The following is a 26,136-nucleotide window of genomic DNA, read 5'->3' on the forward strand; positions in this document are numbered from 1 at the left end:
TTCAGAGTTAGTGTCAGATATGCCAGCTAATAATCTTGTCTCAGGAATAGCAACAGCAGTTAAGCAAGGCTACGTCCTGCTCCTTAGAGGATTACGTAGCCTTGCCAAAAGCATAGGTTTGTTAGGAGTATTAGAAGCTCGTAAGAACAACCGCACCCTGTTCTGGCTTCGTAGTTTATTTGCCATTTATGATATGGACGATATGATACGTCTGGGTGTGCCCTGGTGGACTTTCTCGTCCATTGATTTGGTTGAACGTTTTCTAGCAAATGTGCCGCAAGCACGCGTATTTGAATACGGGGCTGGAGCAAGCACGCTCTGGTTGGCTCAACGTGCTGGTACGGTATATTTTCTTGAACATGATGCTGTGTACAAAAAGAGCCTCGATCGCTACACTGCTGGTTTAGCAAATGCCAAGGGCTTTTTGGAGGTTCCGGTTCCAAATAAATCACCAGAACCTTTCACGTCAAGTCGCTCAGATATGCAGGGTATGAGCTTCAGGAACTATGTCAAACATCTTGACGCTGTAGATGGTCTGTTTGACCTGATTATCATTGATGGTCGCTGTCGGGAGCGATGCCTAGAACAGGCTTTGCCACGTCTTAAAGAAACTGGGTGTATTGTATTTGACAATAGCGGTAGAAAGCGTTATCGCAGAGTTATTGAACAACTGAATTATCCTATGATCGAAACTCGCGGATTAACGCCCTCTTTACCTTATCCAGGCCAGACTACTTTAATCTTTAAATCGGTGGAAGTACGAAATAAGCTTCAAGCTAAGTGAAAAAAGCTGTTTACCTGGTTGGTTATCTAGTAGTTGGACTATCACTGTTTTTTCTTCTGAGAAACCTGGTAGTTAACTTGAAAGATATTCCTGGCTTTGAATTTACTTACCAAGCCGTTCTAGCGTTAGTTATATCTACGCTTCTTTGTGCTGGTACAGTTGCGATTTTAAGTTTGGCTTGGAGCCTCTTAATTAGAGGAGGTAATGTCTATTTGACGGTTAGACAAGCTTACGTGATTATGGCTCAATCCCAGATTGGCAGATACTTACCTGGAAATATTTGGCACTATGCGGGGCGGGTCGCTTTAGGTCGCCGATATGGAGTTTCTGCTGAAGCGACTCTTCTCAGCACCAGCATGGAAACTGTCATGATCTTTGGAATGGGCCTCATCATATCGGCAACTGGGTTGCTATTCAGTAAGCAGTTTTTCCCAGATATTAAAATAGACTTTTACACAAGAAATCTTGCTGCACCGATCGCCTTAGTCATTGCTGTATTGGCAGTAATTGGACTGGCAATTACCACTGTATTTGTTGTTTCCAAACCTGTTTGGACATCTGCCAAAAATTGGATTAAAAAACGCTTGCCCTACATTCACGTAGGACGTATTGGTGTATCAGGGCTTCTCTACATTTCAATATTTCTTATATTTGGAAGTGTTGTTTGGCTTCTATTAAACTTAATTTGGCAAGTAGAAGCTGGAATATCCTGGTATCAATTTGTTTGGAGTTTTTCGATAGCCTGGGTAGCCGGCTTTGTGACTCCGGGTGCCCCAGGAGGTATAGGTGTTAGAGAAGCGATCCTGGTTACGTTGTATTCCCCAGTATTGGGAGAAGGATTAGCGTTAGGTTTGTCGCTCATGCTAAGGGTGCTAACGAGTTTAGGAGACCTGGTTGCATTTGGTCTAGCCTACTATCTCAGTCAAACTCAAAATTTGAAATCTCTAAGATAACCCCATGACAAAGAAAGCCTTAATCACCGGATTAACTGGACAAGACGGTTCTTATCTCGCTGAACTTTTGTTAGAGAAAGGCTATGAGGTGTACGGGTTGGTGCGTCGATCCAGTTCTGGTAATGTTGGGCGGATTGGTCATCTTTCTGATCGAATTCAAATTGTTTCGGGTGACCTTCTAGATCAGTTTTCTTTGATGGATGCGATCGCCAGCGCCCAACCGGATGAGATTTATAATCTTGCTTCCCAGAGCTATGTCCCAATTTCTTGGACACAACCCGCCCTCACAGCCGAGTATACGGCGATCGGGGTTTCTCGACTTTTAGAAGCGATTCGTCGCGGTAAACCTGATGCCAGACTTTACCAAGCCTCTAGTAGTGAAGTCTTTGGACAACCTGACGAATCTCCTCAAAATGAGCGTACTGCCTTTCGGCCTCGCAACCCTTATGGTGTTGCCAAAGCCTATGCCCACTGGATGACGATCAACTACCGTCAACAGTACAACCTCTATGCCTGCTGCGGGATCACTTATACCCATGATTCCCCCCGACGGGGAACAGAATTTGTGTTTCGCAAGATTACTAATGGAGCTGCCAGAATTAAGCTGGGTCTGGACAACGAGTTGAAATTAGGAAATCTAGATGCCCGTCGAGATTGGTGTTATGCCAAAGACGCGGTATATGCAATGTGGTTGATGCTGCAACAAGAGCAACCCGACGATTACATTATCGCTAGCGGCGAAGCTCGTTCTGTCAAAGAGCTAGTTGAATGTGCGTTTAATTGTGTCGGCTTGAACTGGCAGGATTATGTCTCTGTTGATCCTGCTTTTTATCGCCCTGATGAAGTAGTGCAGTTAGTCGGTTCTACTGATAAGATTCAGAAAAGTTTGGGTTGGAAGCCTGGTCACTCTTTTGAGCAATTAGTCGAATTGATGGTTGATTACGACCTCAAGCAATTGAGCGACGGCTAACTGTGAAATAGAAATAGGAGATTTGCTTAGAAATGAAACTCAGAAATAGGTTCTTCGGGTTTCATTTCTAAGCAGAAATTAGACTAGAAGTGCGCGGTAAATAAGCAAGATAGCACTTAAATCATTGTCTATGCCTGTACTAGTAGCAAGGTGATCGGTGTACTCAAAGTATATATTTGATGTTAAAAGTTGTAGTTGATGCGACTCCGTTGCTTCCAAAACCTAGTGGTGTTGGCTTTTATGTCGCCAATCTGATTCAGGCACTTCATGCATTACAGGACCAAGAAAACTTTCAGTTAGGAATTGCTTACCAGCCAAGTCTCAAGAATTGGTTTCGCGGAAATCTTAGATTCCCTGATTCAATTCAGCAATATCCTAATCTTCATTTGATACCGTTGCCTGTTAGAGTTCTTAATCTATTAGCAACCGTTCCAAATCCACTTTTGTCTTATTTTGAGCAATCTTTTGAGCTACCGGATATTGTTCATGGCACTAATTACGCTGTGTATCCGTGCCAAAAGAGTTTGAGGGTAATGAGCATTTATGATCTGACATTTATCAAGTACCCAAACTATGTCAACGCAATTGTCAGAAGCTATGCCTCACGTATTCAGCAATGTCTTAGATGGACTGACCTAGTTTTGACAATTTCGGAAAGTTCTAAGCAGGATATTGTTGAGCATTTGAATATTAGCCCTAGCCGGGTTCAAGTTACACCCCTAGCGAGCCGCTATCACACAAATTATCTATCAGAAGAAATGGTTGAGAAGCTTAGCCATTCTATCAACTATGACTTTTCAAAACCCTATATTCTTTTTGTTAGCACGATTGAACCTAGAAAGAATATCAATGTTTTAATCGGGGCATTCAATCTACTTAAGCAGAAACACAAAATCGAGCACCACTTAATTTTAATTGGGCAAAAAGGTTGGCATTATAAACCAATTTTTGCAGAGATTGAGCGATCGCCCTGGAACCACTGCATCCATCATCTCAACTATTTGTCTGATGAGTTGGTTGCCTTGTTTTATTCAAAAGCAGATGTTTTTGTGTACCCATCCCACTACGAGGGATTTGGTCTACCAGTATTAGAAGCTATGACCTTAGAAACTCCCGTTATAACTTCTAATACGTCGTCGCTGCCCGAAGTTGCAGGAGATGCAGCGCTTTTAGTTGATCCAAACGATGTTGCAGACATAGCTAATGCCATCTTGCGCGTCGTGGGCGATCGCACCCTACGTCAAGAACTGATTCGAAAAGGCAAAGAGCAAGCAAAGCTATATTCCTGGGAGAGAACTGCTCATGAAACCCTCAGAGCTTATCGTTCGCTTCTGGTATAAATCCCTGGTGTTGCCTTAGATCGAGGCTTCAGGCAGAATCAGCATTGCATCTCCAAATGAGTAGAAGCGGTAATTTTGGGCGATCGCCTCTTGATAGAGCGCTAGCAGTCGCTTGCGCCCAATCAAAGCACTGACCAGCATCAGTAAGCTGGACTTAGGCAAATGGAAATTGGTGATTAGCCCTTGCACCACTCGCCACTGGTAGCCAGGGTAAATAAAGAGGTCAACCTTGCCACGATAGGGCTGAAGCGTTCCTGTTTGGGCTGCGCCTTCTAGAGCACGGGTAACGGTGGTGCCGACTGCAAAGATACGTCCCCCTTGAGCTTGGGTTTGGCGAATTTTTTCCACCGTTTCGGGGGGAACTTCTACCCACTCTCCGTGCATCTGATGGGTGGTGATGTTATCTGTTTCCACCGGGCGGAAAGTTCCTACCCCAACGTGCAGGGTGATAAATGCCTGGTCAATTCCTTTTGCTTTGAGTTGAGCGAGCAATTCTGGCGTGAAGTGTAGCCCTGCGGTAGGGGCAGCAACGGCACCAGGGCGATCGCTATACACCGTTTGGTATTGCTCTGGAGCGGCTTCAGATCCAGTAATGTAGGGCGGCAAAGGCACTTGGCCCAACTGCTCCAGCACTTCGTAAAGAGACTGTCCTTCCGGTAGGTTAAATTGAATAATTCGTCCACCAGTTGGCTCATCAGTTGACAGGATCTCGGCAGCTAATGGTAAACCGGACTGGACTGGTAGATCGGACTGAACTGGTAAACCGGGCTGAACAGCGCTTTCCTCCCATCCTCCAAACAGAATTTGTGCCCCTGGTTTCAGCCGTCTACCAGGTTTGACGAGGGCTAACCAACGATTGGGCTGCTGTTCTTCTAGCAGTAAAACCTCGACCTCAGCGCCTCCTGGCTTACGCCCGTAGAGACGAGCGGGAATTACGCGGGTGTTGTTGAGTACCAAGAGGTCGCCGGGTTGGAGCAAATTCGGTAAATCTCGAAAGATACTGTGCTGGTGCGTGACACTTGACGAAACGACAAGCAGTCGGGCACTGTCTCTAGGAACGACAGGATTTTGAGCAATTTGCTGCTCGGGTAACCGGTAATCATATGCAGCCAACAGCCAATCTGATTGATCGAGAGGAATGGAGGGCGATCGCTTCCAGTTTTGTTCGTCCGTTGTCTTGCTCATCATTCTGCTTGAAATTTTCTGCTTGAAATTCTGCTTGAAATTTAGTATCTACGGTAAAGCCTGCCCTGTTTTCAGTTTGCTTTTAGTCTTCCGCTTCGTCAGATTGGGTGAACCTCCCTACTCCAGTCCGGGGATTATTCCCCTATTGGTTATCCGTGATTCCATTCAGAATATAGATGTAGCATTTGCCCGGACATCCAAACCTTATGGAATATCTCTATTACCTTGCAAATGCCAGCCTGACGTTGAGAGTTGTCGAACACCTCCACACTTCACCCTGGCTTCCAGTCCGTTTCATGACTGTGATCCACCAGATTGACGGCTGGGTAGTTAAGGTAAAACTCACTCACAACCTGGATGCACAGCAGCACGGAGATTTCCGCGCTTTCCTAAACGAACTGGGTATCCCCTATGAGCCTGAAATTCGCGTGAAAATGGCTCTTTGGGGACTAGAAACGGGACAGTCTCCAATTGACGTAATGCATCGCTATCAGGTTGCTGTTGTCTCTCATGGCAATCCTGACCGCGACGAAATTGAGGAATTTCGCAAGCAGTTCGTTCATGGCCTCGGCTACTGTCCAGAAACTTTGGCTTAAGCTGGCAACCACTTACAGCCTAATCTGAATTACCAGGAGCGCAGCATTGCTGCGCTCCTTTTTTAGGTTATTTCTGTTCTAGGTTACTTTAAAGTTGATTAAATCAGGTGCAATAACTAAACCGCTGCCAATGTTTCGGCTTGGCGACGAGGAATGTCATAAGTGAAAAAGTCATGAGCCATGGTCGTATGGGGAAAGATTGCCTGAGCTTCAGACAGCAGATCGGTGAGGGCGATCGCATTTCCCGGTGCATAGCGCGGGCTAAAGTGAGTCATAATCAGCTTCTTGGCTCCCGCTGCAAGAGCCACCTGAGCCGCCATCGTAGAAGTAGAATGAAGCCGCTGGTAAGCTAACTCAGCATCCTGATGGGCAAACGTCGCTTCATGCACTAGCACGTCTGCATCTTGCGCTAGCTCTACCGAATTTTCACAGAAAATCGTATCGGTGCAATAGACAAACTTACGTCCAATCTGAGTTTCGCCACATAGATCAGCCCCATTAATTTTGCGCCCATCTGCTAAGGTAATCACCTCTCCTCGCTTGAGCTTGCCATACAGTGGACCTGAAGGAATGCCTAACGCAGTAGCTTGCTCTACGTCAAACCGTCCTGCTTTATCTTTTTCCGAAACGCGGTAGCCAAAAGCAGGCACCCGATGTGTCAAAGGGCTACAGCTTACGGTAAATTCCTCATCCTCAAATACAACTCCGGGCTGTACGGTGTGGACTTTTACCGGATAGGAAAAATGGGTCTGAGAATAGCGCCCACAGGCTCGCAGGTACTCATTCAGGTGAGGTGGTCCGTAAACATCGATCCGAGTGGGATTACCCGCCAACCCACAGCTTGCCAGCAGCCCCATCAAGCCGTAGATGTGGTCCCCGTGCATGTGAGTGACAAAGATGCGCGTGATCTGGCTAATCTTGACATCACTACGGAGAATTTGGTGCTGAGTGCCTTCGCCACAGTCAAATAGCCAGGTTTCTGCTCGTTGCGGCAGTCGCAGAGCAATGCTGGAAACGTTGCGCGATCGCGTCGGCACACCCGAACTAGTTCCAAGAAAAGTTATCTGCAAGATGGGTCAACCTGATTTTTGGCACAAATGCTTTGCACGAATCTTCTGCACAAATCTATAGTGACATAGGATGCAAATTCATCGCTGTGAACTTCCTAGATTCAAAAATACCGAAACGTTCAGCCGCAGTTAGAACCTCAAATTCAAGAATTTAAGAGGATTCCGGTGAGTTGTAACTAAGTGATGAATGATGCAAACAGTTACAGCCCATGCTGGACAAAGACTACAGACAAACGCTCGCACTACAGGTGTTTCGACGCTTCGTTGAATTGGTATGAGTTCTAAAAGTGACTAGAATTTGATCTAAATTACGGTCTAAATCCAGTTCAAATTGGTCTATATTGGGCAGGGTTATTGCTTCGTGCCAATCTTCCCCTGTCATTTGTGAATCCCTGAGTCCACTGCAAACTTATCTTTATCTCAGTGTTAGGAGTCCGCAAGTTATGACATCTGGATGCTATGCCAAATCTCGCTGGTTTCGGCTTCAGCAATTCACTCGTTTTACTAAACACTCCTGGTGGTTTTCGCTGCTGCTGTGGTTGGTGGCGATCGCTCCCGCGTATGCCCAGCGCTTAGAAATGCGCGTTGCTGTTGAGCAAGGGGTGTCCCAGGTGCAAGTCGGCAGCTCAACAGATGCTGTCGTGCGTGACGGCTCAGGTCAAGTCTTAGCAAACATTCCAGCAATGAATGCGAAGGTAGCTGAGTCCGAGGCAGGGAGAGTGGCGATCGACGATTGGCAGTCAAGCCAAATCTGGATCGAACCCAGTGAAGGCGGAGCCGTCTGGATTGGCGACAAATGGTATCGCGGACGCACCCTGGTTGTCCCTACAGGAAATGGGCTGACAGCCGTCAACTACGTCGATTTAGAACATTACCTTTACAGCGTCGTTGGTGCTGAAATGCCCACTAGTTGGCCCATCGAGTCGCTCAAGGCACAGGCGGTTGCTGCCAGATCCTATGCGCTTTTCCAGCGTCAGACGGGTGCCAACGAGGTGTTTGATGTCGGTGACACTCAAGCTTGGCAGGTCTATGGCGGCTTAGGCGAAGAAACAGCTAGCACCCAAACTGCTGTAGACCAAACTCAGGGTCAGGTGCTGACCTACAACGGGCAAATCATCAATGCCGTTTTTCACTCTTCATCAGGTGGACACACTGAAGATGTGGAGCAGGTTTGGGTCAGTCCACTGGCTTATCTGCGCGGCGTTCCTGACTTTGATCAATATTCTCCTGACAGACAATGGGTTGAAAACTTCTCCGCGTCCGACTTACAGCAACGGATTTCCGGCGTAGGCAATATCGTTTCCTTTACTCCAGAGGAATATACTCGTCCTGGTGGTCGCGTCAGAAGAATGCGAGTTGTTGGGGAGTCAGGAAGCCGCATTATGACAGGCGATGAAATTCGCCGCGCTTTAGGACTGAAAAGTACTTTATTCGCAATTACACCGCAGTTTGAGCCGGTCGCCAGCGCGGGCGAAACTGTGCCTTCTCGTCCAGTTAGCTTCCAGGTCGTCGGCGGTGGCTTTGGTCATGGAGTCGGCATGAGCCAGTGGGGAGCTTACGGTATGGCGATGCAGGGACAAAACTATCAGCAAATTGTTCGCCATTACTACACGGGCGCAATTTTGTCTCAGATCGAGGTTCGCTAACTGGTTATTCAGTTAAGAGAAAGCAGTGAGGACAGGGCTTAAGCCCTGTCCTCACTGCTTTCTTTTGATCTGTACGATGGCTCTGGGACTCTTAAAAGCCTTGCTCTAACCTGCGCCGCCACTCGGCGTCAACTTTGTCAGGGTTAGAGGCTTCCTGCTCAAGTAGGTCTTGCTCAGTGGTGTATGCCAGGTTATCAGCACTGATCACGGTTTCAGCAGCAAACTGTTTGGCATAAGCGATTTTGCTTTGGAGTTCAGGGGTTGCCTGACTTAGCAGCATGGCGTGCTCTTGGCGCTGGCGGTTGCGAGCTTCAACTTTTTGGTTTCGCCATTTAACCCAAAAGTAGCGGATTAGCGGAATTCCGATAAAGGCGATGCCATAGGCTAGCAGTAGCGGGTAAATGACATCGACAAAGGCAATCAGTCCGCCAATCTCGGCTATGAGCACCGGATCGGTAAGCAGGGTTCCCAAAAATATCGCTCCAGCCAGGTTGGCAACACCCAAACCGATGGCGATCGCCACCTGCCCTGAACTAGCATGACTAAATTTCCACAGAGATTCCTTTAGGTAAGCTGCTACCGATTTACTGCGATTTTGTTTTGCAGTCACCTGTAGCTCAGGGAAGTGGTAGACGATTTGCCCATCCGGGCTAACCTCTGGGCGACCGTTGAAGCGGCTCAGCACAGGCAACATGTAATCTTCGTATTCTCGGTTATAGCCAGTGCCCAGGTCATCCAGGTAAGGCGCAACCTGTTCGGCAGCGACAGCACCGCTATTATTGCGAATGACTGTGGCGATCGACTGCCAGCGGCGTTCATCCAGGTCAGCGTTGGGATTGCCATCACCAAACAGGAAGGAGAAAACCGCTTCCAAAAAATTCATCTCATTGTTTGGCTCAATCCCCCGACGAGAAGTGGTCTGACGCTGGCGATAATATGACCGGCGATCGTAATAGTCGGGGTAAAAAATCCAGAATAGGTCAGGCCCAAACCAAAACCGGGGAAGGAAGATGAATCCACCACCGCCGCTATCTCGACGCTCGTCACCGCCCTCTCGGCTAGCGTTCGTCGCAGTGATCAGAACAAAGATCGAGACTGCAATCAAGACCAGCGATGCGATTAGCAGAATTCCAAAGGAAATGCGGATCAGGTAAAACAAAATCTTCCAGATCTTGTTCCACCATTCCTGTAGGCGCAGCCTTAAGTATTTGTTTCGTAAGACCCCCCTAAAGTTACGGGGAAAGAGATAGGCAATTTCTCCTGAGTCTGAGACTTGAAGATGTCCTCCGGCTTCAGATGCTAGCGCCAGCAGATCTTGCTCGGCCAGCTTAATATCCAAGCCTGACTGAGAGGCTACGTCGCCAGTGGTGACGCGATAATCTAGCTTCTCAATCGCCTGCATGACGATAGGGTTTAGAGCCATGCCAATTTCTCGGTGAAAACTACGGGGTATACCTCCAGTATAGGATTCAGATTTTCCAATCTACCCCGTAGCAGGTTGATTCAATTTAATTCATCGGCTAACGCGGTACTCGTTGAAACGATAGGATTTGCTGTTTGATAATTCGTTTAATCAAGGCAACAGCAGCAGATGGGTGGTAATTGCGGTTTTGAAAATAGCTTTGACCAGTCCGATGGTTCAGATAGGGTAATGTCATCTCACATGACGCTATGCCATCATTTCCTATCGCGTCACTGTCTGGCACCCACGTTACCGAGCCGTCTGGGAAAACAGCTACACCGTCTAAAAGTGAGCTTGAAGGCTTCTGCGGTTTTAGCTTGACAGGATTCTCTTTGGCAGAGTTGCTTTTTGCAAAGTTATTGTCTAATTCGTTGTTTAAAAAACTGTTTGAAAACTGCTGTTTTGAGTCGGACATCATCACGATTAGCTCCGTAGTTCTACAAAATGGTGAGGGGCAGTTTTACCACCTCAATATGTGACGGAACACCCGTGAAGGTTATTTTCAGGAACATCCAACCCATCAACAGCTGACTACTCTTTAGCAGCGCAGCTACTGTACGTCGCAGGAACTTTTGATTTCAAACTAATTCACAGCACCTGCTCAAACTCAACTGCTGCACCCCAGAACTGGATCTTAAGCATCGTCGTTCAGCCCGGCATCAATTTGGAGAGGTAGTTCGCTTAGCAGAGACTCTATCTCAATGGCTAGAACGTTGTTGGACTTGAGAATAGTATGTGGGACTTGCATGAAACCGTTGGTGATCGTCTTGGGGAAAAGGTGTGACAATTTCTTAGAATTAGAGTGACTCCTATAGAGGGTAGACGTGACCTGGTTAGACAAGTTGAGTGATGACAGTCACGCGATCGCCCCCAACCGTCTAGTACTACAACTGTCTAGTATTGGAATTTGACCAGTCAGGCTCAGCATTAAGTTAGTTGGTAAGTGGGCGATCGCCTCATATAAATCAGCTACTCTAAACAATAAATCAGCTACTCTAAGCAGTTAGTTCTCCTATCACAAGCAGCTATGCCCAGATCTCAACGAAACGACAATTTCATTGATAAAAGCTTTACGGTCATGGCAGACCTGATTCTTAAAGTTCTGCCAGCCAGCAAAAGCGCGAAAGAAGCTTTTGCCTATTACCGAGACGGCATGTCCGCCCAAGCAGATGGTGAATATGCCGAAGCACTGGCAAACTACGAAGAAGCATTGGGGCTTGAAGAAGACCCCTACGACCGCAGCTACATCCTCTATAACGTAGGGCTGATTCATGCCAGCAACGGCGAGCACGAGCGAGCGCTAGGACACTACAGGGAAGCACTGGAGCTAAACCCCCGAATGCCCCAGGCTCTCAACAACGTTGCGGTAATTTATCACTATCTGGGCGAACGCCAGGAAGAAGCAGGCAACTCTGAAGCGGCCGAAGAATATTATGATCAGGCTGCTGAATATTGGCAGCGCGCCATCCGAATGGCTCCCAACAACTACATCGAAGCCCAAAACTGGCTGAAAACCACTGGGCGGTCAAAGATGGACGTGTATTTTTAGTAAGGATAAAGCATGATTGACCGCGAACAAGTTCAAAAAGTCGCCCACTTAGCCCGACTGAATCTAACTTCTGAAGAGGAAACTCAGTTTACTGGACAGCTCAGCGATATTTTGGAATATTTTGAGCACCTGAGTGAGCTAGATACGAGTGAAGTGGCACCAACCACACGGGCGATCGATATGAGCAATGTCTCTCGCCCTGATCAGCTACAGCCTTGTGAAGACCGAGAGATTATTCTCGAAAGCGCGCCTGATCGAGATGGTGAGTTCTTCAAAGTGCCGAAAATTGTCAATGCTGAGTAACACCCAGCTGGTGCAAGCCACCTAGCCTATTCATCAGTGAAAGGGGGCTTCAGCCCCTTTATGGCTAGCGGCATTAGTTGCGGTGATTGTTGCTGTAACGTACCAGGGCTCCAGCCCATTGCAGCTTTTCGCGCAGCGTTTGGTAATAGGAATAGTTCTCTCGCAAAACAATGAAGTTGGCAGAGCAATCTGCCATGCGAATATCAACTCGCTGCCCTGGCCAAATTGAAGTTGCCAAAACGCCATCCATCCAAAGCTTCGTCGTCAGATCTCGGTCTGCCAAAGGCCAGATACTGACGACTGAGCGAGGAGGCAGCACGATTGGGCGACTGGAAAGACTCAGAGGGCAGATGGGAGTAACGGCGATCGCCTCCATACCAGGATGCAAAATCGGCCCATTTGCAGCAACGGTATAGCAGGTTGAGCCAGTAGGAGTTGCCACGATCAGTCCATCCCCCTGGTACTGGTCAACGACTTCTCCGTCGATTTCCATTTCCAGGATGGAGGTAATCATGCGATCGGCGGAGCCAGGTTTAACGCACATCTCGTTCAGAGCGTAGTAGCGATCGCTCATTGGCTCCTGATTTTCACGCCCGCCTTCAAAGGTGCAGGCTTGCAGCATCATTCGTCGCTGCACTGCAAACCGATCTTCTAGCAGCCGATCCCAAAGCTGGTCAGAGTCTTTCAGGTGATCTGAAGACTCGGTTAAAAAGCCTAAATGTCCGCCAATATTGATGGCGAGAATTGGAATGCCTTCGGGCGCGAGGTGTCTGGCGGCTGCCAGAGTCGTTCCATCCCCACCAAACACCAGACCCAGATCTATCTTCTGCTGTACCGATGCCAGAAAAACCGGATAGGGGTTGTCCTTGGCACCGCTTGGGCCGACCAGGACGCGACACTTCCGGTTTTCCAACTGCTCAGCACACTGCTCTGCCCGGCGTTGGCTGAAGGAGTCTCCTGCTTTGTAGGCAATAATGACCTGATTTAGCTCCAAACCTTCACCACACTAGAAGCACTACCACTTGAGCAAATTAAACTGCTCCATATCTACCGTATCGCGGTTGCGATAGATAGAAAGCACAATCGCCAGACCAACCGCCGCCTCAGCAGCGGCGATCGTAATCACAAATACCGTGAACACCTGTCCCTTGATTCCGCTGGGGTCGAGGTAGTTAGAAAACGCCATTAAGTTGATGTTAACGGCATTTAGCAGTAGCTCAATTGACATCAGCACCCGAATCGCATTGCGGCTTGTCACCAAACCATAGATTCCGATACAAAACAGGGCAGCTGCCAGGAGAAGAAAGTATTGAAGTTCCATAGAGTTTTGTCAATTTCAAATTTGCAGCAATTTCCAGGGAGCTACCTAAACATTGCGTTGTGTTGGAGAAGTTCCAAGGGTTCTGTCGGGGCTACCGGGTGCCGCTGAAGCCAGTTCACGAGGACGTTCGGGCAATGTCAACACAGGTTGTTGAGTCTCCTCTCGCTCAAGCGCATCGGGCAGAAACTCACGTCGTGCTAGAACGATCGCCCCAATCAGCGCCATCAGCAGCAACACCGAGGCTAGCTCAAACGGCAGCAAAAAGTCGCTAAAGAAATGCATACCAATCACAACAGTAGAGGTATCTCCTGCCACCGGAGCCGTAGAAATTGCCCAGGGAGTTGCTAGCACCATCGTTCCTAGTAGGGCAAACAAACCCAGGCAAACGGCTGCTGTTGTAATTTTGCCAACCCAGGCATTCCGCAGCGGCACAAAATTCTGACGCTTGTTAACCAGCATGATTCCAAACAGAATCAGTACGTTAACGGCTCCAACATAGATAAGTACCTGAGCCGCAGCAACAAAGCCCGCATTCAGCAGAATGTAAAGTCCTGCAATGCTAATAAACACGCCGCCCAGCAGGAACGCCGAGTAAACGATATTTTCTAACAGCACCACGCCCAGTGCCGCACCCAGCATCATCAGCGCCAGCACGCCAAATGAAACAATTTGAACTCCATCCGCTAAGTTCACGTTCGCTAATCTCCATCAAGTTTTTACCACCAGTGGATCAGGCAGAAAAAGCTGAGATCTGCCTACTCCAACCTCTGAGCCTCACTTTGCGCCATTTTCTTCGGCTTCTTCCAAAATTTCTTCTGGTAGCTTACCAGCCCGACGGGAACCAGCAGGTAGCCCATGAGGATAAAGCACGCCTTTGGGCAAGTACGCTAACTCGCGCATAGGTTGCACCATCGGGTCTTGCGTAACTTTGTAAGGGAGACGGCCCAACGCCACATTATCAAAGTTTAGTTCGTGGCGATCATAGGTACACAGATCATATTCCTCAGTCATGGAGAGGCAGTTGGTCGGGCAGTATTCGACGCAGTTGCCGCAGAAAATGCAAACGCCAAAGTCAATGCTGTAGTGGTTTAGCTTTTTCTTCTTGGTTTCTTTGTTAAATTCCCAATCCACCACAGGAAGGTTAATCGGGCACACCCGAACGCAGACCTCACAGGCAATGCACTTGTCAAACTCAAAGTGAATCCGACCACGGAACCGCTCTGAGGGAATCAGCTTCTCGTAGGGATATTGAACAGTAATCGGGCGACGCTGCATGTGGTCAAAGGTGACAGACAGCCCTTGTCCGATATATCGGGCAGCTTGGACTGCCTCTTTGGTATAGTCAGTAACTTGCTTAAGGAACTTCAACATAGTGTCACCTAACAAGGATCAGGAATGAGGGTTGAAAAGGGAGGATGAGGGGTGGGAACTTTTTGCGGATGAAGAGATTGCTACAAGTGCATTCATTCTTGATTCTCATCCTTGATTCTCATCTTCCAAAAGTCACCCGCCGAAGGCAAAGGGGAAGGTGAGCTTGAGAGCGGCGGTGAGCAGAAGATTTACTAGGGAAACAGGCAATAGGAATTTCCAACCCAGGTCTAGCAGTTGGTCAATGCGAACGCGGGGAAGCGTCCAGCGCAGCAAGATTGCCAGGAAAACAAGCAGATAGGCTTTGAGCAGAGTCATGATGATGCCCAGCGACCCGGTAAGTACCTGGAGCCAAGGGGTAGACTCACTTATGCTTAACCAACTTGCTAAGGATTCGATAGGAATGATGAAATTCCAACCGCCCAGATAGAGAACGGAGACAAATAGAGACGAAAGCACCAAGTTGACGTAGGAGCCAAGGTAGAACAAGCCAAATTTGATGCCCGCGTACTCAGTTTGGTAGCCTGCGACCAATTCTTCTTCTGCCTCGGGGAGGTCAAAGGGGAGACGTTCGCACTCTGCAAGGGCCGCAATCCAAAAAATCAAGAAGCCAATAGGTTGTCGCCAAACGTTCCAGCCAAGGATTCCATAACCAGACTGCTGCTGAACGATGTCGATGGTGCTGAGGGAGTTTGACATCATGACGATCGCCACCACCGACAGCGCCAGCGGAATCTCGTAGCTAATCGATTGTGCAGCAGCTCGCAGCCCACCTAACAGAGAATACTTGTTGTTTGAAGCGTAGCCAGCCATTAGCAAACCGATGGGTGCAATGCTGGAGAGCGAAATCCAGAGAAAAACACCAATACCCAAATCGGTAATCAACAGATTTTGTCCGAAGGGCACGATCAGGAATGACAGGAATACGGGAATGACGACGATCGCTGGTCCGAGCGTAAACAGCAAAGAATCAGCTTTGGCAGGAATAATGTCTTCCTTGACTAGCAGTTTCAGACCGTCGGCGATCGGAATGAGCATCCCTAGGGGTCCAGCGAATTCAGGACCAATTCGCTGTTGGGCTGCGGCTGAAATTTTTCGCTCTAACCAAGTTGTGACCAACACCCCTAGAGTCGCGCCAACGAGTACTAACAGCATGGGGAGGGGCAACCAGGCGACCCTAGCTACCTCAGCAGGCAGCCCCAGATCAACGAGGAGCTGAATAAAACTTCCTTGTAAATCAATTCCTGAGTTCATGTTTCCTATTACGGGCAACGATTAGGACAACTTATCTAGCCGTCAAATTACCTTAATTCACTGAACCATTAAGCCAATTCAGCTGCTAGATCAACCGTCAGACTACCGCACAACGTAGTACAACGTCCGTCAGCTTGCAGGCTAAAAAGCCTCGTTAAATTTGTGAAGATTCTTCACGCACTCTATTGCATAGTATATCGCTGCCCGGTTTGCAGAACGGGGCGTATAGCATTCAAATCTGGGGTAAATCATGAGAAGTTCTACTGAACTGGATAAATTGTGCTTAAGTCAGTTCAGAATTTCTTGAAAGCCTCGACTGCTTACTATTTGAACCATAGAGGCTGGGCTATAGCAGCTCTGTCAGGGTAAATAATATAGCGATCGGAGTTATCCGAATGCCGGACCCACATGGTTTGATTCACCTCAAGAACAATTTTAGAAAAATGCCTCAGTTGGGCGTAACAGTTGGGTATAGTGGGAGCTATTCCTGGGAACGCGTTTACCAATCGATAGATTTTTCAGATGTTATTCTTTACCAGGTGTATTTTTAGCCCTCTGTAAATCATTAGCCGTGCTAGTTCCAAATTTTCCTGAATGTAGTCACCCTCTTGTGAAATCGCTGTTTCACTACAGCGACCAGGAATTGCTGACGCTGTTTCAACGGCATCCCGATGCAGGGCAGTATTTTACAGCGATCTTTTGCCGATATAGTCCGATTGTTTACACGCTAATTCGGCATTCGGCGCGATCGCCCGTTCAGGCAGACTACCTGTTTGCAATCACCTGGAAGCACATCTATCACGAGTTGGGTGGATTGGATCTGCACGCCGCTGCCGCTCCGAGTGCAGCATCCCGCTCAGGGCTGTCTTTGCAGAGTTGGCTGATTAATGTCACCGCTGTCTGTATTAATGGAGCTGATTTGCCAGCGGTTGAGTCGATTCACTATTCTCTTAAAGCCGCTTCACCACCGCTGTGGTGCTACATCGAGCAAGCGCTGGATCAGCTTCCGCCTGTTCAACGGTTGATGATTGTAATGGCGCAAACCTTTCGCTGGAGCGAAACCCGAATTGCAGCCTACTTGCAGGCAGAAGGCGAGACGATTTCGGCGGCTGAGGTCAAGACACAGCTTCAAGATGGCTATCAAAAGCTAGAGGCTACCCTACCCGCTGATATCCGCGCTATTTATTTAGAAGGCAAAGGGCTGGCTCAGCCACAGGCAAAACCAGATGCTGACCCTGTGCCAATGGAATCAGGGCTGGAATAAGGTTGCTGCAATTAGAGATGTTTAAGACGAAAAGGCACCCACTTCGCGGGGTGTCTTTTCATTTGTGACCCCAATTTATATAAGAAGCGATCGCTACAGGGATTTGTGGTTTATCCAATTGGAAATGGCTGTAAGTACGGTAGGTAGCACCTCAGCCAGTCGATGTTCTTAATGCTGCTTCAGCCAAGCTATTTCGGATAGTCTTGAGAAAACTTGAGTAATCTTTGGAGAAGTCCATTCGGAAGGCATAATTCCAAACAACACTCCCAGAAACCTTACGGGTAGTGATGTTAATGTCATGAATTTTGGCAGAGCGGTCCAAGGTTGCATTCTCAGAAATCATGGCAAATAGAGGCTACCGACTCGTGAAATACTTTTTTCTCTCAGACGGTTGGACAGTTGGACGGGTATGGGAAATGGGTGGGCTGTGGAATGAGGTCGCCTGGCGGCGCAAACCCGACATTCGCCGTATGAATCTGTGTATTGCTGAAAAGGGCGAGAAGCTGTGGCTCTACCGGGTTGAAGATGAAGTGATAATGGTAGAAGTCAAACCCGAAGCAGAATTTAATACTGAGGCTGCTAGTGCGATCGGTCAGGTGGTGCTGAAACGGTTGATCAGTGCTGATCAGGCGATCGAATTACTCTGTGCAGCAGAAGCCTTTTTTGAGCCTGCGTCCTTCGAAGGAGTATAGCCCAGTTATCTGAACCCTTATTCCTGAGAGTTTTAAGGCAACATGGAAAAGTGGATGCAGTACTTAATTCGATGACCCCGAATTTAACTCCGATCGCTTCTCAGTTTAGTTCACTAGAGCAGGCGCTCAAGCACTTTTTTGGCTACGATCGCTTCCGACTGGGGCAACAGCAAATCATTGAGGCGGCACTACAAGATCAAGATTTGCTAGTGATCATGCCCACTGGAGGCGGCAAATCTCTGTGTTTCCAGCTTCCGGCGCTGCTCAAACCAGGGCTGACGGTCGTGGTTTCGCCGCTGATTGCGCTAATGCAAGATCAGGTCGAGGCACTGCAAGATAACGGCATTGGAGCAACCTTCCTCAACAGCAGCGTAGGTTTAACGGAGGTGCGTCAGCGCGAGGCGGACATTCTGAATGGGCGGATTAAGCTACTTTATGTGGCTCCAGAGCGTTTGTTGGGAGAACGTTTTCTATCGCTGCTTGACCAGATTCAAGCAAAAGTCGGGATTGCGGCATTTGCGATCGACGAAGCGCACTGCGTTTCAGAGTGGGGGCATGATTTTCGCCCGGAATATCGGCAGCTTCGCAGTTTGCGCGATCGCTACCCAGATGTGCCCGTGCTGGCACTGACGGCAACAGCAACAGAACGGGTGCGGCAAGACATTGTGCGGCAGTTGGAGTTGCGATCGCCCAACGTTCACATCGCCAGTTTCAACCGCCAAAACCTTTACTACGAAGTTCGTCCAAAGCAAAGACACGCCTACGGAGAACTGCTGGAACAGGTGCGACAAACTTCCGGCTCTGGGATTATTTACTGCCTCAGTCGGCGCAAGGTGGATGAACTCACCTATCGACTTCAGCGCGGTGGCGTTGAAGCGCTGCCTTACCACGCTGGACTTAACGATAAGGAGCGATCGCAAAATCAGACCCGCTTCATTCGGGATGACGTGCGCGTTATGGTTGCAACGATCGCCTTTGGCATGGGAATCAACAAGCCAGACGTGCGGTTTGTGATTCACTACGACTTGCCCCGCAACCTGGAAGGCTACTATCAGGAGTCGGGACGCGCCGGACGAGATGGCGAAGCGGCGCAATGCACCCTCTACTTCAGCTATGGCGACATTAAAACGGTTGACTTCCTAATTGAACAGAAGTCTGACCCTGACGAGCAGCAAATCGCCCGCCAGCAGTTGCGCCAGGTAATCGACTATGCCGAGGGAACAGATTGCCGCCGCCGAATTCAACTGGCTTACTTTGGTGAGAGCTTTATTGGCAACTGCGGCAACTGTGACAATTGCCTGCATCCCCGCCCGACAGAAGATTGGACAGTCGAGGCGCAAAAATTTTTGTCCTGCGTGGCTCGCTGTCGAGAAAGCTTTGGGATGAAGTACATCATCGACGTACTTCGCGGTTCCAAAGACAAGCGAATTCTGAAGAACGGACACGACAAGCTTTCGACTTATGGCATTGGACGCGATCGCAGTGCCGATGCCTGGAAAGCGTTGGGGCGATCGCTCCTGCACCAAGGCTTGTTGGAAGAAAGCTCTGACGGCTACTCAGTCTTAAAGCTGAATGCCGCCAGTTGGGACGTGATGCGGAGCCAACGCACGGTCGAGATTGTGTTGCCGCCACGTCTAGAAAGCCAGGCTGAGGAATCTCAACCCAGAGCAGATTCAGAAATGCTGTTTGAGCGGCTGCGAGTGTTGCGCAAGGCGATCGCCGATGAGCAATCTGTGCCGCCCTACGTCGTCTTTGCTGACTCCAGCTTGCGGCTAATGTCCCAAAAACAGCCCCAAACTCTAAAAGAATTCGCCAAAATTTCGGGAGTGGGTAGCCACAAGCGCGATCGCTACGGTGCTCGATTTACTGCTGAAATTCGGGCTTTTTGTGAGGAGCAGGGAATTCCCACTCGCTCAGAAAACGATGATTTCGGTTCAGAACAGACCGAACCTACTCCATCTCCCTCATCAGAGGGAATGCTGTCCACCACTCACCTGCACACGCTAGATTTGCACCAGCAGGGCATGTCTCCAGCCGAAATTGCCGAACAGCGCAACTTTCGCCTCAGTACGATCATTGATCACCTAGGAGTGCTGATGGAAGCTGGACAACGGGTCGATTTAGATTCGCTCGTTCCCCCAGAGCGGCAGGCAACGATTGAACAGGCGATCGCCATCACCGGTGCAGATTCCCTACGGATGATTCGGGATCACTTAGGAGAAACCTACAGCTACCCCGAGATTCGCCTGGTCAGAGCAGCCTGGAAGCGATCGCACTCCGATGAAGAATGACTGAGTGGCTACACGCTATTCGCCCTTCCAGTTAGGTTTGCAATCACTGCCATAAATTCCGCCGCATCGACGGGTTTGGGGATGTGAATCTGGAATCCTGCTAACAAAAGCTGGGTGCGATCTTCTACTCCAGCACAGGCAGTTAGTGCAACTGCGGGCAAAATCAGATTGCGATCGCGGGCGATCGCCCGAACTTGTCGAATCAAAGCATATCCATCTTCTTCCGGCATGTGGATATCGCTGACCAATAAGTCGGGGGTTTGGTCGGTCGCTGCAGTTAGAAAATCAACAGCCATTCGAGTAGATTCCAAAGCAATTACCGTTGCACCACACTGTTCCAAAAGCGTCGTGAGAAAGTCGCGGGTATCTGCCTCATCATCCACAACTAAAATACGTAATCCGGCTAGCTGATTTGGCTGGTGAATTGTTTTTTGTCCCAAAACGGTTGGTGAGGTGAGTTCCGCTGCTTCTGCAGCTTCGGGTGGGGCAACCAGCGGCAGGGTAACGGTAAAGGTTGCGCCCTGTCCCTCTCCCTCGCTCTCCGCCAGCACCGTGCCACCGTGCAACTCTACCAGGTGCCGCACAATCGCCAACCCTAACCCCAACCCACCGTGAGAACGGGTAATAGAGCTGTCTGCCTGCCGAAATCGATCAAACACATGCGGCAGGAATTTGGGGTTAATGCCTCTACCTGTATCGCTGACTCGAATGCTAACGGTACGATTGCTCTGCAATAGCTGCACTTCGACCCTGCCATTTTGCGGCGTAAACTTAATGGCATTAGACAGCAAATTCCAGATAACCTGCTGGATTCGTTCTGGATCGCCAGAAATCGCCTGAGTTCTGGGGTCGTAAAACGCCTCTAAGTCAATCATTTTGGCTTCAGCCGCCGGACGAACTGAGTCTAGCGCTGCTTCAATCAGAGAAATGAGGGTGACGGATCGAATGTTAAGCCGCACCTTGCCGCGAATGATCCGCGAAACATCTAAGATATCTCCAACCAGTTGGGTTTGCGATCGCGCGTTTCGCTCAATCGTTTCGAGTGCCCGATTAACCGTATCCAGGTCAAACTTGCGAGTACGCAACAGTTGTGCCCACCCCAAAATGGCATTGAGCGGCGTTCGCAGTTCGTGAGAAAGCGTTGCCAGAAACTCATCCTTCATCCGGTTGGCGGCCTCTGCATCGGCACGGGCAGCCTGTTCACGCACCAGCAATTCGTCCTTAGCTCGATTGGCGGCTTCTAGCTGAGCGGTGCGTTCAACCACCCGCTGTTCCAGTTCAGCATTGAGCGCACGAATTTGAGCCTCAGCCTGTTTGCGCTGGGTGATGTCGTGCATCACGACCACGGCTCCCAGCCTTGTCCCTTGGGGGTCAGCGATCGCCTGCCCGCTGGCTAATACCGTTCGGGCACTTCCCTGTTTCGGCACAATCATCATTTCCCGATTGTGGACATGCTCGCCTTGCAGGGCCCGAAACAACGGAATCTGCTCTTTGGTCAAAGGGGTTTGTCCATCAGGTGAATACAGACTGTAATATTCTGCCCACTGCTCTGGCGCTAGGGCTTGTTCTGGTAGTCCATGAAATTCTCGGGTTGCCCGATTAAACAAAGTCAACATGCCATTAGAATCGCAAGCGACAATCCCAGCATTCACATTGTCCAGCACGGCTTTGAGAAATTCTTGCTCACGCACCAGGGCAGCTTTAGCGTTAGAAAGTTCTGCCGTGCGTTGCTCTACTCGTAGCTCCAACTCATTATGAGCCTGCTTTAGCGCGGCCTCCGCCCGTTTTCGCTCCGTGATGTCCAGCACAAAGGAAACTCCGCACTGGTTTGATTCTTCTAGAAACGCTCCACCGATTAAAACCGGCACGCGGCTACCGTCTTTGCGGAAATACTCTTTCTCGAAGGGCGCAAACCTACCGGAACGGACTAACTCAGCGACGGTTTTTTGGTCTAGATCGCAGAACTCGGCAGGTGTCATATTTTTCCAGCTAATTCTGCCTGCCTGCAAATCTTCTTTGGTGTAGCCGACAGTCTGGAGAAAAGTGTGATTGGCTTCGGTGATGTTGCCCTCTAAATCCCAAAACATGATGCCGATCATGTTCGATTCGGCGACTCGTCTAAACCGAGCTTCGCTTTGCCGCAAAGCGATCAGCGCAGCCTGCAATTCTTGCTGTCGGCTAGCAACACTTTCTGACAGCGTGAGTGTATCCTTACTCTGAACGGCAAGCTCATGTTCCAATACATCCCGAAACTGCTTGACAGCAACTTGGTTAGAAACTCTTGCCCGCAGTTCGTCTACTGAAAAGGGCTTCATTAAATAGTCTTGTGCCCCATGTCGCAACAGATCGATTCTCAGATTGTCATCTGCTTTGGCACTCAACAAAATGATTGGCGTGCTGTTTAACTCCGGATAGGTTCGTAGGGTTTGCACCAGCTGGTCGCCACTGATTTGGGGCATCATCAGGTCGGTCAAAATCAGGTCGGGCTGAAGGGCGATCGCCTGTTCTAACCCAGCTTGACCGTTGGGAGCCGTGGCAATGCGATATTCCTGCTGTAGGGTTTCGCAGATGAACTGGCTCATATCAGGATTGTCTTCTACAACCAACACGAGCGGACGGACTGATTCTTCTGGAGAGTGGGTGAATGAGTCAGGAGTCTTATGACCATTGCCAACTTCTAAGGTTGCTAGCGTCTGTCGGGCGATCGCCTCGTCTATCTCAACTTGGATAGCATTTGCGGAGTTAGCAGCATTTTCACCATTACTGCCAACATCACTATCAGCTAGCGGCAGGGTAACGATAAAAGAGGCTCCACCTCCTGGCGCATCTTCTACTGCAATTGTGCCTTTGTGTAACTCGACAAACTCCTTGGCGATCGCTAACCCTAACCCCGTTCCGCCGTGCTGATTGGGCTGGCGATCGCCCTGCTGATAGCGCTCAAAAATGATTTGCCGCAGTTCTGGTGACACTCCCGGTCCACTATCTTGAACCGTTACGCTAACCTGTCTAGCAACCTCATCCACCCATGTTTCAGCAAAGCTTCCATGGCTCTGAAGCTGCAAAGTGCAGCGTACCTCACCCCCCACTGGCACAAACTTAAACGCATTAGCCAGCAAATTTAAGAAAACCCGCTGGAGTTTCTCGGCATCTCCTTGAACCAGCAGCGCAGATGGTGTTTCAACAATAAAGTTAACCTGACGTTCTTCTGCCAACGTGCTGAATTGCGAAGCACTCAACCGCAAGAGTTGTGCCAGGTCAAGCTGCACACAGCGTAACTCCATCCGATTTGCTTCCAGCTTTGATATATCCAACAAATCGTTGACATATTTCAGTAAGGTACGAGCGTTGCGGTTGATGTTCTCCAGGCTGTGGCGAAAGGGTTGAGCAGCCTCTTCCCGCAGTAAACGCTCCGTCGGTCCCAATACCAGCGTCAGCGGCGTTCGCAGTTCATGGCTGACGTTGGTAAAAAACTGGGTTTTAGCCTGATCCATCTGCTTAAGCTGGTCATAGAGCGTGGCTAATTCCTGGTTGGCCATCTCCAGTTGCAGTCTACGCTCCTCCGCTAGTTTTGCACTGCGAACCAACCTCTGAACCTGAGGAATTAAAGGAGGCAGGGCAAGGGCTGTGATCACGGAGGCGATCGCCGTTACCAGCTTCACTCCCCCTGCCAACCAGTAAGTGGGGTGCCAGAGCGTCCATACCTCAATAAAATGGGTCGCCCCGCAGGCGGCAATAAACAGCCCAAACGCTAAAAAAATTCCGTGAAAGGGAAGCTGAATTTTACGAACTAGGTGAACCAGCGTTACCGAAATTGCAAAATAGGCGAGCCCAATTGATAGGTCAGAACCTACATGCAGCCCAACCAGTTCTGGCTTCCATAAATAGCAATGTCCGTGTGGAATAAAGCCATTGGAAGCAAACAAACTATTCAAAAATTCAGACATACCGAATCAACCAGGAAGGTTAGAAGTCGCCCGTACTAATACACACTAGGAGGGTTTCTCCCCCGAACCCTATTCCCTTCATTATATTTTCGAGAAACCCTATAAACCTCTTGCTACTGAGGCAACTTGTCATCAGGACTGTAACAATTTATGCCTGAACAAAAAATTTAGCGTAAAGGCAATGCCCTCACGCTAATAAAGTTGTTTGAAAAGTAGCAGGCATCTCCGTAGAGGCGTAAATTTGGCAAGTAGACGCTGAAATAAACCGAGAATTTTTGCCCAAATGCCATGCCCCTACAGGCACTTGATATTAGTTAGACTGCACTACTTGTGCTCCTATCGCTGAGACTTGTGAATTGGAGTACCACAAGGGTAGGTGGCAATAGGCTCACGCTTTTCGGAGGTTGGTGTACTTGCAACGGACGACACAAGCTCTCGGTCTGCCTGTTGCGCGGTTATGTAATCTTGCCGCAGTTGCTCCAACAGCTCTTCACGGCGATCGTAGAGCCGCTTCAGCGGACGGGGAGGACACTGGTTGGTCACATAAGCAGTCAGAATCGGCAGTGCGATCGTGCTGTCGGTGTAGCAGACCACGGTGCTGGGTAGCTCATTCGGGTCAATTTTGCCCCAACTTACCGCTTCGGTAGGCGTTGCACCAGAAAGCCCACCCGTATCAGGACGAGCATCGGTAATCTGAATAAAGTAGTCGTGCCCCCGCTCTTCTAAACCCAACACCTCATGAATTTGGGGCTGGGTTTGCAGCAGGAAGTTCTTGGGGCTACCACCACCAATGATCACCGCAGCGCTCTTACCCTCTACACCGGGAAGGTCTGAATTACGAGCACCATAGGCGATCGCCGCTGTCTCATTCACATCGAGAGAGGGGTCAAGCACCAGTTTCGATCCTTCCAATGCCAGTGCAGCTACATTCATTCCAATCGAACTGTCTCCAGGCGAAGAGGTGTAAATCGGCACGCCACATTCGTAAGCAGTAGAAAGCAGGCAGGGATGCTGCACACCGCGTCTTTTCTCAACTTCACTCACGTATTTACCTAAAAGATAATGAAACTCAGCAGTTCCCATACGTTTCTGGAAGGGTTCAGAACGCAACAACTCACGGATGAAGGCATCGGTTTCTAGCAGCACATCATAGTCAAATACGATGTCATAAATTCGAATCCGGCCTTCCTGGCGGAGTTTCACGTCATCTACGAAAGGATTGCTGGCAAATAGGTCTAGCCCCAGACCGTAGTGCATATCGTGATACAGATTTGCCCCGGTGCTGATGATGTAATCGATCATGCCGTTGCGAATCAGCGGTGCCAAAACCGATACGCCAAATCCAGCAGGAGTCATCGCGCCTGATAGGGTCAGTCCAACCGTAACGCCCTCACGCATCACTTCGCGGCTAAGCAAGTGACAAATTTCTCTCAAACGCGCAGAGTTGTAGGCGGTGAAGTAGCTGTCGATCAAATCGACCACGCTAATTTCTTTGGGCATCGGAGCAGGTGCGATCTTGTGGCTGAGCGATTTAGACATTGGTACACTCCCAATTGTTAAGCATCAAGTGTGAAACGGTGAGGGTGCGCCTTTGGAGGATGAACCGCGTCTCTGCAAACTGTGGACTTGGGTTAAGTCAAAATTCAGCCTGATCTTGCAGGAGTTTATGGCTTGGACATGTTGCTCACACCAAGCTAGAAATCTAACCTGCAAGAAGTCTGAATGAGTTTTGATGAGTACACGAATGCGATCGCCCCTACTGATTCAACCCGTAATAGGGCTGAAACTCCGGCAGCAACCATAGCATTCCCAACAATCGCCCTAGCTCAAAGCTTTAGCGATCACCAACTCAAAGCAGGAATAGACATTTCCTGCCTCAAGCTCAAAACTGAATTAACCCAAATTCTTCAAATCTACAGATATCCTGATCGACCCAGTTTGCGAATATGCCAGAGACGGCGCTATATCGTCATGGCTTGTGCAGACATGCACTCCGCAAACCTCTAGTTACAGGTCGATCAGCTTATACTGGGACCCTCACAGCGGTCTGCCCAAGAGAGAGCTGGGTCACATCGCCGTCTCCGCTTTAGTTTCATTTCTAGATACCACAGGGGCATCCATGGATCCCCAGTGAAAGCAAGGAG

General features: G+C 49.2%; 24 protein-coding genes. 12 read left to right on the forward strand and 12 right to left on the reverse strand.

Going from position 1 to position 26,136, the window contains the following annotated elements; translation table 11 throughout:
- Nucleotides 1–19: 19 nt before the first annotated feature.
- The 4 genes from H6G00_RS23250 to H6G00_RS23265 all read left to right on the forward strand — a co-directional run bounded on the left by H6G00_RS23250 (nucleotide 20) and on the right by H6G00_RS23265 (nucleotide 4,047).
- The gene (locus H6G00_RS23250; RefSeq protein ID WP_242042468.1) at nucleotides 20–784 is read left to right on the forward strand and encodes a class I SAM-dependent methyltransferase; all 765 of its coding nucleotides are present in this window, start codon (nucleotides 20–22) and stop codon (nucleotides 782–784) included.
- Nucleotides 781–1,737 carry a lysylphosphatidylglycerol synthase domain-containing protein gene (locus H6G00_RS23255; protein ID WP_190798571.1) on the forward strand — a complete coding sequence of 319 codons (957 nt, stop codon included), beginning with the start codon at nucleotides 781–783 and terminating at the stop codon, nucleotides 1,735–1,737. The genes H6G00_RS23250 and H6G00_RS23255 overlap by 4 nt, the downstream gene beginning before the upstream one ends.
- 4 nt (nucleotides 1,738–1,741) lie before the next feature.
- Entirely contained in the window at nucleotides 1,742–2,707 is a 966-nt protein-coding gene (locus tag H6G00_RS23260) for a GDP-mannose 4,6-dehydratase (RefSeq protein ID WP_190798572.1), read from the forward strand.
- A gap of 179 nt (nucleotides 2,708–2,886) precedes the next feature.
- The gene (locus tag H6G00_RS23265; protein ID WP_190798573.1) at nucleotides 2,887–4,047 is read left to right on the forward strand and encodes a glycosyltransferase family 1 protein; all 1,161 of its coding nucleotides are present in this window, start codon (nucleotides 2,887–2,889) and stop codon (nucleotides 4,045–4,047) included.
- Between the two features lie 15 nt (nucleotides 4,048–4,062).
- Here the strand turns inward: H6G00_RS23265 and queA are convergent, their stop codons facing one another.
- Nucleotides 4,063–5,235, reverse strand: coding sequence for a tRNA preQ1(34) S-adenosylmethionine ribosyltransferase-isomerase QueA (gene queA, locus H6G00_RS23270; protein ID WP_190798574.1), 1,173 nt, complete (start codon nucleotides 5,233–5,235; stop codon nucleotides 4,063–4,065).
- 203 nt (nucleotides 5,236–5,438) lie between these two features.
- Here queA and H6G00_RS23275 point away from each other — a divergent pair, with 203 nt between their 5' ends.
- The gene (locus H6G00_RS23275) at nucleotides 5,439–5,828 is read left to right on the forward strand and encodes a hypothetical protein (protein WP_190646200.1); all 390 of its coding nucleotides are present in this window, start codon (nucleotides 5,439–5,441) and stop codon (nucleotides 5,826–5,828) included.
- 116 nt (nucleotides 5,829–5,944) lie between these two features.
- On the opposite strand, the gene H6G00_RS23280 is transcribed toward H6G00_RS23275, so the two are convergent.
- Nucleotides 5,945–6,898, reverse strand: a complete 954-nt coding sequence (locus H6G00_RS23280) for a ribonuclease Z (protein ID WP_190798575.1) — start codon at nucleotides 6,896–6,898, stop codon at nucleotides 5,945–5,947.
- A gap of 443 nt (nucleotides 6,899–7,341) precedes the next feature.
- Here H6G00_RS23280 and H6G00_RS23285 point away from each other — a divergent pair, with 443 nt between their 5' ends.
- Complete coding sequence (locus H6G00_RS23285; protein ID WP_190646197.1) at nucleotides 7,342–8,544, forward strand: SpoIID/LytB domain-containing protein; 1,203 nt, start codon at nucleotides 7,342–7,344, stop codon at nucleotides 8,542–8,544.
- A gap of 91 nt (nucleotides 8,545–8,635) precedes the next feature.
- Here H6G00_RS23285 and H6G00_RS23290 read toward each other — a convergent pair whose 3' ends face one another.
- The 3 genes from H6G00_RS23290 to H6G00_RS36235 all read right to left on the reverse strand — a co-directional run bounded on the left by H6G00_RS23290 (nucleotide 8,636) and on the right by H6G00_RS36235 (nucleotide 10,988).
- On the reverse strand, nucleotides 8,636–9,967 hold the full coding sequence (locus H6G00_RS23290; RefSeq protein ID WP_190798576.1) for a hypothetical protein: 1,332 nt from the start codon (nucleotides 9,965–9,967) through the stop codon (nucleotides 8,636–8,638).
- 97 nt (nucleotides 9,968–10,064) lie between these two features.
- Nucleotides 10,065–10,424 (reverse strand): hypothetical protein, encoded by a 360-nt coding sequence (locus tag H6G00_RS23295; RefSeq protein ID WP_190798577.1) that lies wholly within the window; start codon nucleotides 10,422–10,424, stop codon nucleotides 10,065–10,067.
- A 438-nt stretch (nucleotides 10,425–10,862) separates the two neighbouring features.
- Nucleotides 10,863–10,988, reverse strand: coding sequence for a hypothetical protein (locus tag H6G00_RS36235; protein WP_277881943.1), 126 nt, complete (start codon nucleotides 10,986–10,988; stop codon nucleotides 10,863–10,865).
- A gap of 45 nt (nucleotides 10,989–11,033) precedes the next feature.
- On the opposite strand from H6G00_RS36235, the gene H6G00_RS23300 reads away from it, so the two are divergent.
- Together H6G00_RS23300 and gatC are read left to right on the forward strand one after the other, a co-directional pair.
- Nucleotides 11,034–11,555 (forward strand): photosystem I assembly protein Ycf3, encoded by a 522-nt coding sequence (locus H6G00_RS23300; protein ID WP_190646194.1) that lies wholly within the window; start codon nucleotides 11,034–11,036, stop codon nucleotides 11,553–11,555.
- 12 nt (nucleotides 11,556–11,567) lie between these two features.
- Complete coding sequence (gatC, locus tag H6G00_RS23305; RefSeq protein ID WP_190798578.1) at nucleotides 11,568–11,858, forward strand: Asp-tRNA(Asn)/Glu-tRNA(Gln) amidotransferase subunit GatC; 291 nt, start codon at nucleotides 11,568–11,570, stop codon at nucleotides 11,856–11,858.
- Nucleotides 11,859–11,931: 73 nt separating this feature from the next.
- Here the strand turns inward: gatC and H6G00_RS23310 are convergent, their stop codons facing one another.
- From H6G00_RS23310 to nuoH, 5 genes are all read right to left on the reverse strand, one after another.
- Nucleotides 11,932–12,852 (reverse strand): NAD(+) kinase, encoded by a 921-nt coding sequence (locus H6G00_RS23310; RefSeq protein WP_190798579.1) that lies wholly within the window; start codon nucleotides 12,850–12,852, stop codon nucleotides 11,932–11,934.
- 21 nt (nucleotides 12,853–12,873) lie between these two features.
- Nucleotides 12,874–13,179 carry an NADH-quinone oxidoreductase subunit NuoK gene (gene nuoK / locus H6G00_RS23315; RefSeq protein WP_190646191.1) on the reverse strand — a complete coding sequence of 102 codons (306 nt, stop codon included), beginning with the start codon at nucleotides 13,177–13,179 and terminating at the stop codon, nucleotides 12,874–12,876.
- A 45-nt stretch (nucleotides 13,180–13,224) separates the two neighbouring features.
- The gene (locus H6G00_RS23320; RefSeq protein WP_190646190.1) at nucleotides 13,225–13,872 is read right to left on the reverse strand and encodes an NADH-quinone oxidoreductase subunit J; all 648 of its coding nucleotides are present in this window, start codon (nucleotides 13,870–13,872) and stop codon (nucleotides 13,225–13,227) included.
- 81 nt (nucleotides 13,873–13,953) lie between these two features.
- The gene (gene ndhI, locus H6G00_RS23325) at nucleotides 13,954–14,547 is read right to left on the reverse strand and encodes an NAD(P)H-quinone oxidoreductase subunit I (protein WP_190646336.1); all 594 of its coding nucleotides are present in this window, start codon (nucleotides 14,545–14,547) and stop codon (nucleotides 13,954–13,956) included.
- 135 nt (nucleotides 14,548–14,682) lie between these two features.
- Nucleotides 14,683–15,801 (reverse strand): NADH-quinone oxidoreductase subunit NuoH, encoded by a 1,119-nt coding sequence (nuoH, locus tag H6G00_RS23330; RefSeq protein WP_190681548.1) that lies wholly within the window; start codon nucleotides 15,799–15,801, stop codon nucleotides 14,683–14,685.
- Nucleotides 15,802–16,372: 571 nt separating this feature from the next.
- Between nuoH and H6G00_RS23335 the strand changes: the two genes are divergently transcribed.
- The 3 genes from H6G00_RS23335 (at nucleotide 16,373) to recQ (ending at nucleotide 20,048) form a co-directional block, all read left to right on the forward strand.
- A complete protein-coding gene (locus H6G00_RS23335) occupies nucleotides 16,373–17,065 on the forward strand; it encodes a sigma-70 family RNA polymerase sigma factor (protein WP_190798580.1) in 693 nt (230 codons plus the stop codon).
- A 365-nt stretch (nucleotides 17,066–17,430) separates the two neighbouring features.
- Entirely contained in the window at nucleotides 17,431–17,757 is a 327-nt protein-coding gene (locus H6G00_RS23340; RefSeq protein WP_190798717.1) for a hypothetical protein, read from the forward strand.
- 71 nt (nucleotides 17,758–17,828) lie between these two features.
- Complete coding sequence (gene recQ / locus H6G00_RS23345) at nucleotides 17,829–20,048, forward strand: DNA helicase RecQ (RefSeq protein ID WP_190798581.1); 2,220 nt, start codon at nucleotides 17,829–17,831, stop codon at nucleotides 20,046–20,048.
- An 8-nt stretch (nucleotides 20,049–20,056) separates the two neighbouring features.
- Here recQ and H6G00_RS23350 read toward each other — a convergent pair whose 3' ends face one another.
- Together H6G00_RS23350 and speY are read right to left on the reverse strand one after the other, a co-directional pair.
- Nucleotides 20,057–23,992 (reverse strand): ATP-binding protein, encoded by a 3,936-nt coding sequence (locus H6G00_RS23350; RefSeq protein WP_190798582.1) that lies wholly within the window; start codon nucleotides 23,990–23,992, stop codon nucleotides 20,057–20,059.
- Between the two features lie 336 nt (nucleotides 23,993–24,328).
- A complete protein-coding gene (speY, locus tag H6G00_RS23355) occupies nucleotides 24,329–25,531 on the reverse strand; it encodes a deoxyhypusine synthase (RefSeq protein ID WP_190798583.1) in 1,203 nt (400 codons plus the stop codon).
- 183 nt (nucleotides 25,532–25,714) lie between these two features.
- On the opposite strand from speY, the gene H6G00_RS23360 reads away from it, so the two are divergent.
- Nucleotides 25,715–25,999, forward strand: coding sequence for a hypothetical protein (locus tag H6G00_RS23360; protein WP_190798584.1), 285 nt, complete (start codon nucleotides 25,715–25,717; stop codon nucleotides 25,997–25,999).
- Nucleotides 26,000–26,136 lie beyond the last annotated feature (137 nt).

Origin of the sequence: Leptolyngbya sp. FACHB-541, assembly GCF_014695875.1 — a bacterium.
GTDB lineage: Bacteria > Cyanobacteriota > Cyanobacteriia > Elainellales > Elainellaceae > JAAUTN01.

What these genes read in the sequence shown, in the direction of transcription:
- nuoH (WP_190681548.1), bottom strand. Translation starts at nt 15,801, where the DNA reads ATGAACTCAGGAATTGATTTACAAGGAAGTTTTATTCAGCTCCTCGTT.
- H6G00_RS23360 (WP_190798584.1), top strand. Translation starts at nt 25,715, where the DNA reads ATGAGTTTTGATGAGTACACGAATGCGATCGCCCCTACTGATTCAACC.
- H6G00_RS23260 (WP_190798572.1), top strand. Translation starts at nt 1,742, where the DNA reads ATGACAAAGAAAGCCTTAATCACCGGATTAACTGGACAAGACGGTTCT.
- H6G00_RS23300 (WP_190646194.1), top strand. Translation starts at nt 11,034, where the DNA reads ATGCCCAGATCTCAACGAAACGACAATTTCATTGATAAAAGCTTTACG.
- gatC (WP_190798578.1), top strand. Translation starts at nt 11,568, where the DNA reads ATGATTGACCGCGAACAAGTTCAAAAAGTCGCCCACTTAGCCCGACTG.
- H6G00_RS23290 (WP_190798576.1), bottom strand. Translation starts at nt 9,967, where the DNA reads ATGGCTCTAAACCCTATCGTCATGCAGGCGATTGAGAAGCTAGATTAT.
- H6G00_RS23250 (WP_242042468.1), top strand. Translation starts at nt 20, where the DNA reads ATGCCAGCTAATAATCTTGTCTCAGGAATAGCAACAGCAGTTAAGCAA.
- H6G00_RS23265 (WP_190798573.1), top strand. Translation starts at nt 2,887, where the DNA reads ATGTTAAAAGTTGTAGTTGATGCGACTCCGTTGCTTCCAAAACCTAGT.
- speY (WP_190798583.1), bottom strand. Translation starts at nt 25,531, where the DNA reads ATGTCTAAATCGCTCAGCCACAAGATCGCACCTGCTCCGATGCCCAAA.
- nuoK (WP_190646191.1), bottom strand. Translation starts at nt 13,179, where the DNA reads ATGGAACTTCAATACTTTCTTCTCCTGGCAGCTGCCCTGTTTTGTATC.
- H6G00_RS23295 (WP_190798577.1), bottom strand. Translation starts at nt 10,424, where the DNA reads ATGATGTCCGACTCAAAACAGCAGTTTTCAAACAGTTTTTTAAACAAC.
- H6G00_RS23285 (WP_190646197.1), top strand. Translation starts at nt 7,342, where the DNA reads ATGACATCTGGATGCTATGCCAAATCTCGCTGGTTTCGGCTTCAGCAA.
- H6G00_RS23275 (WP_190646200.1), top strand. Translation starts at nt 5,439, where the DNA reads ATGGAATATCTCTATTACCTTGCAAATGCCAGCCTGACGTTGAGAGTT.
- queA (WP_190798574.1), bottom strand. Translation starts at nt 5,235, where the DNA reads ATGATGAGCAAGACAACGGACGAACAAAACTGGAAGCGATCGCCCTCC.
- H6G00_RS23350 (WP_190798582.1), bottom strand. Translation starts at nt 23,992, where the DNA reads ATGTCTGAATTTTTGAATAGTTTGTTTGCTTCCAATGGCTTTATTCCA.
- recQ (WP_190798581.1), top strand. Translation starts at nt 17,829, where the DNA reads ATGACCCCGAATTTAACTCCGATCGCTTCTCAGTTTAGTTCACTAGAG.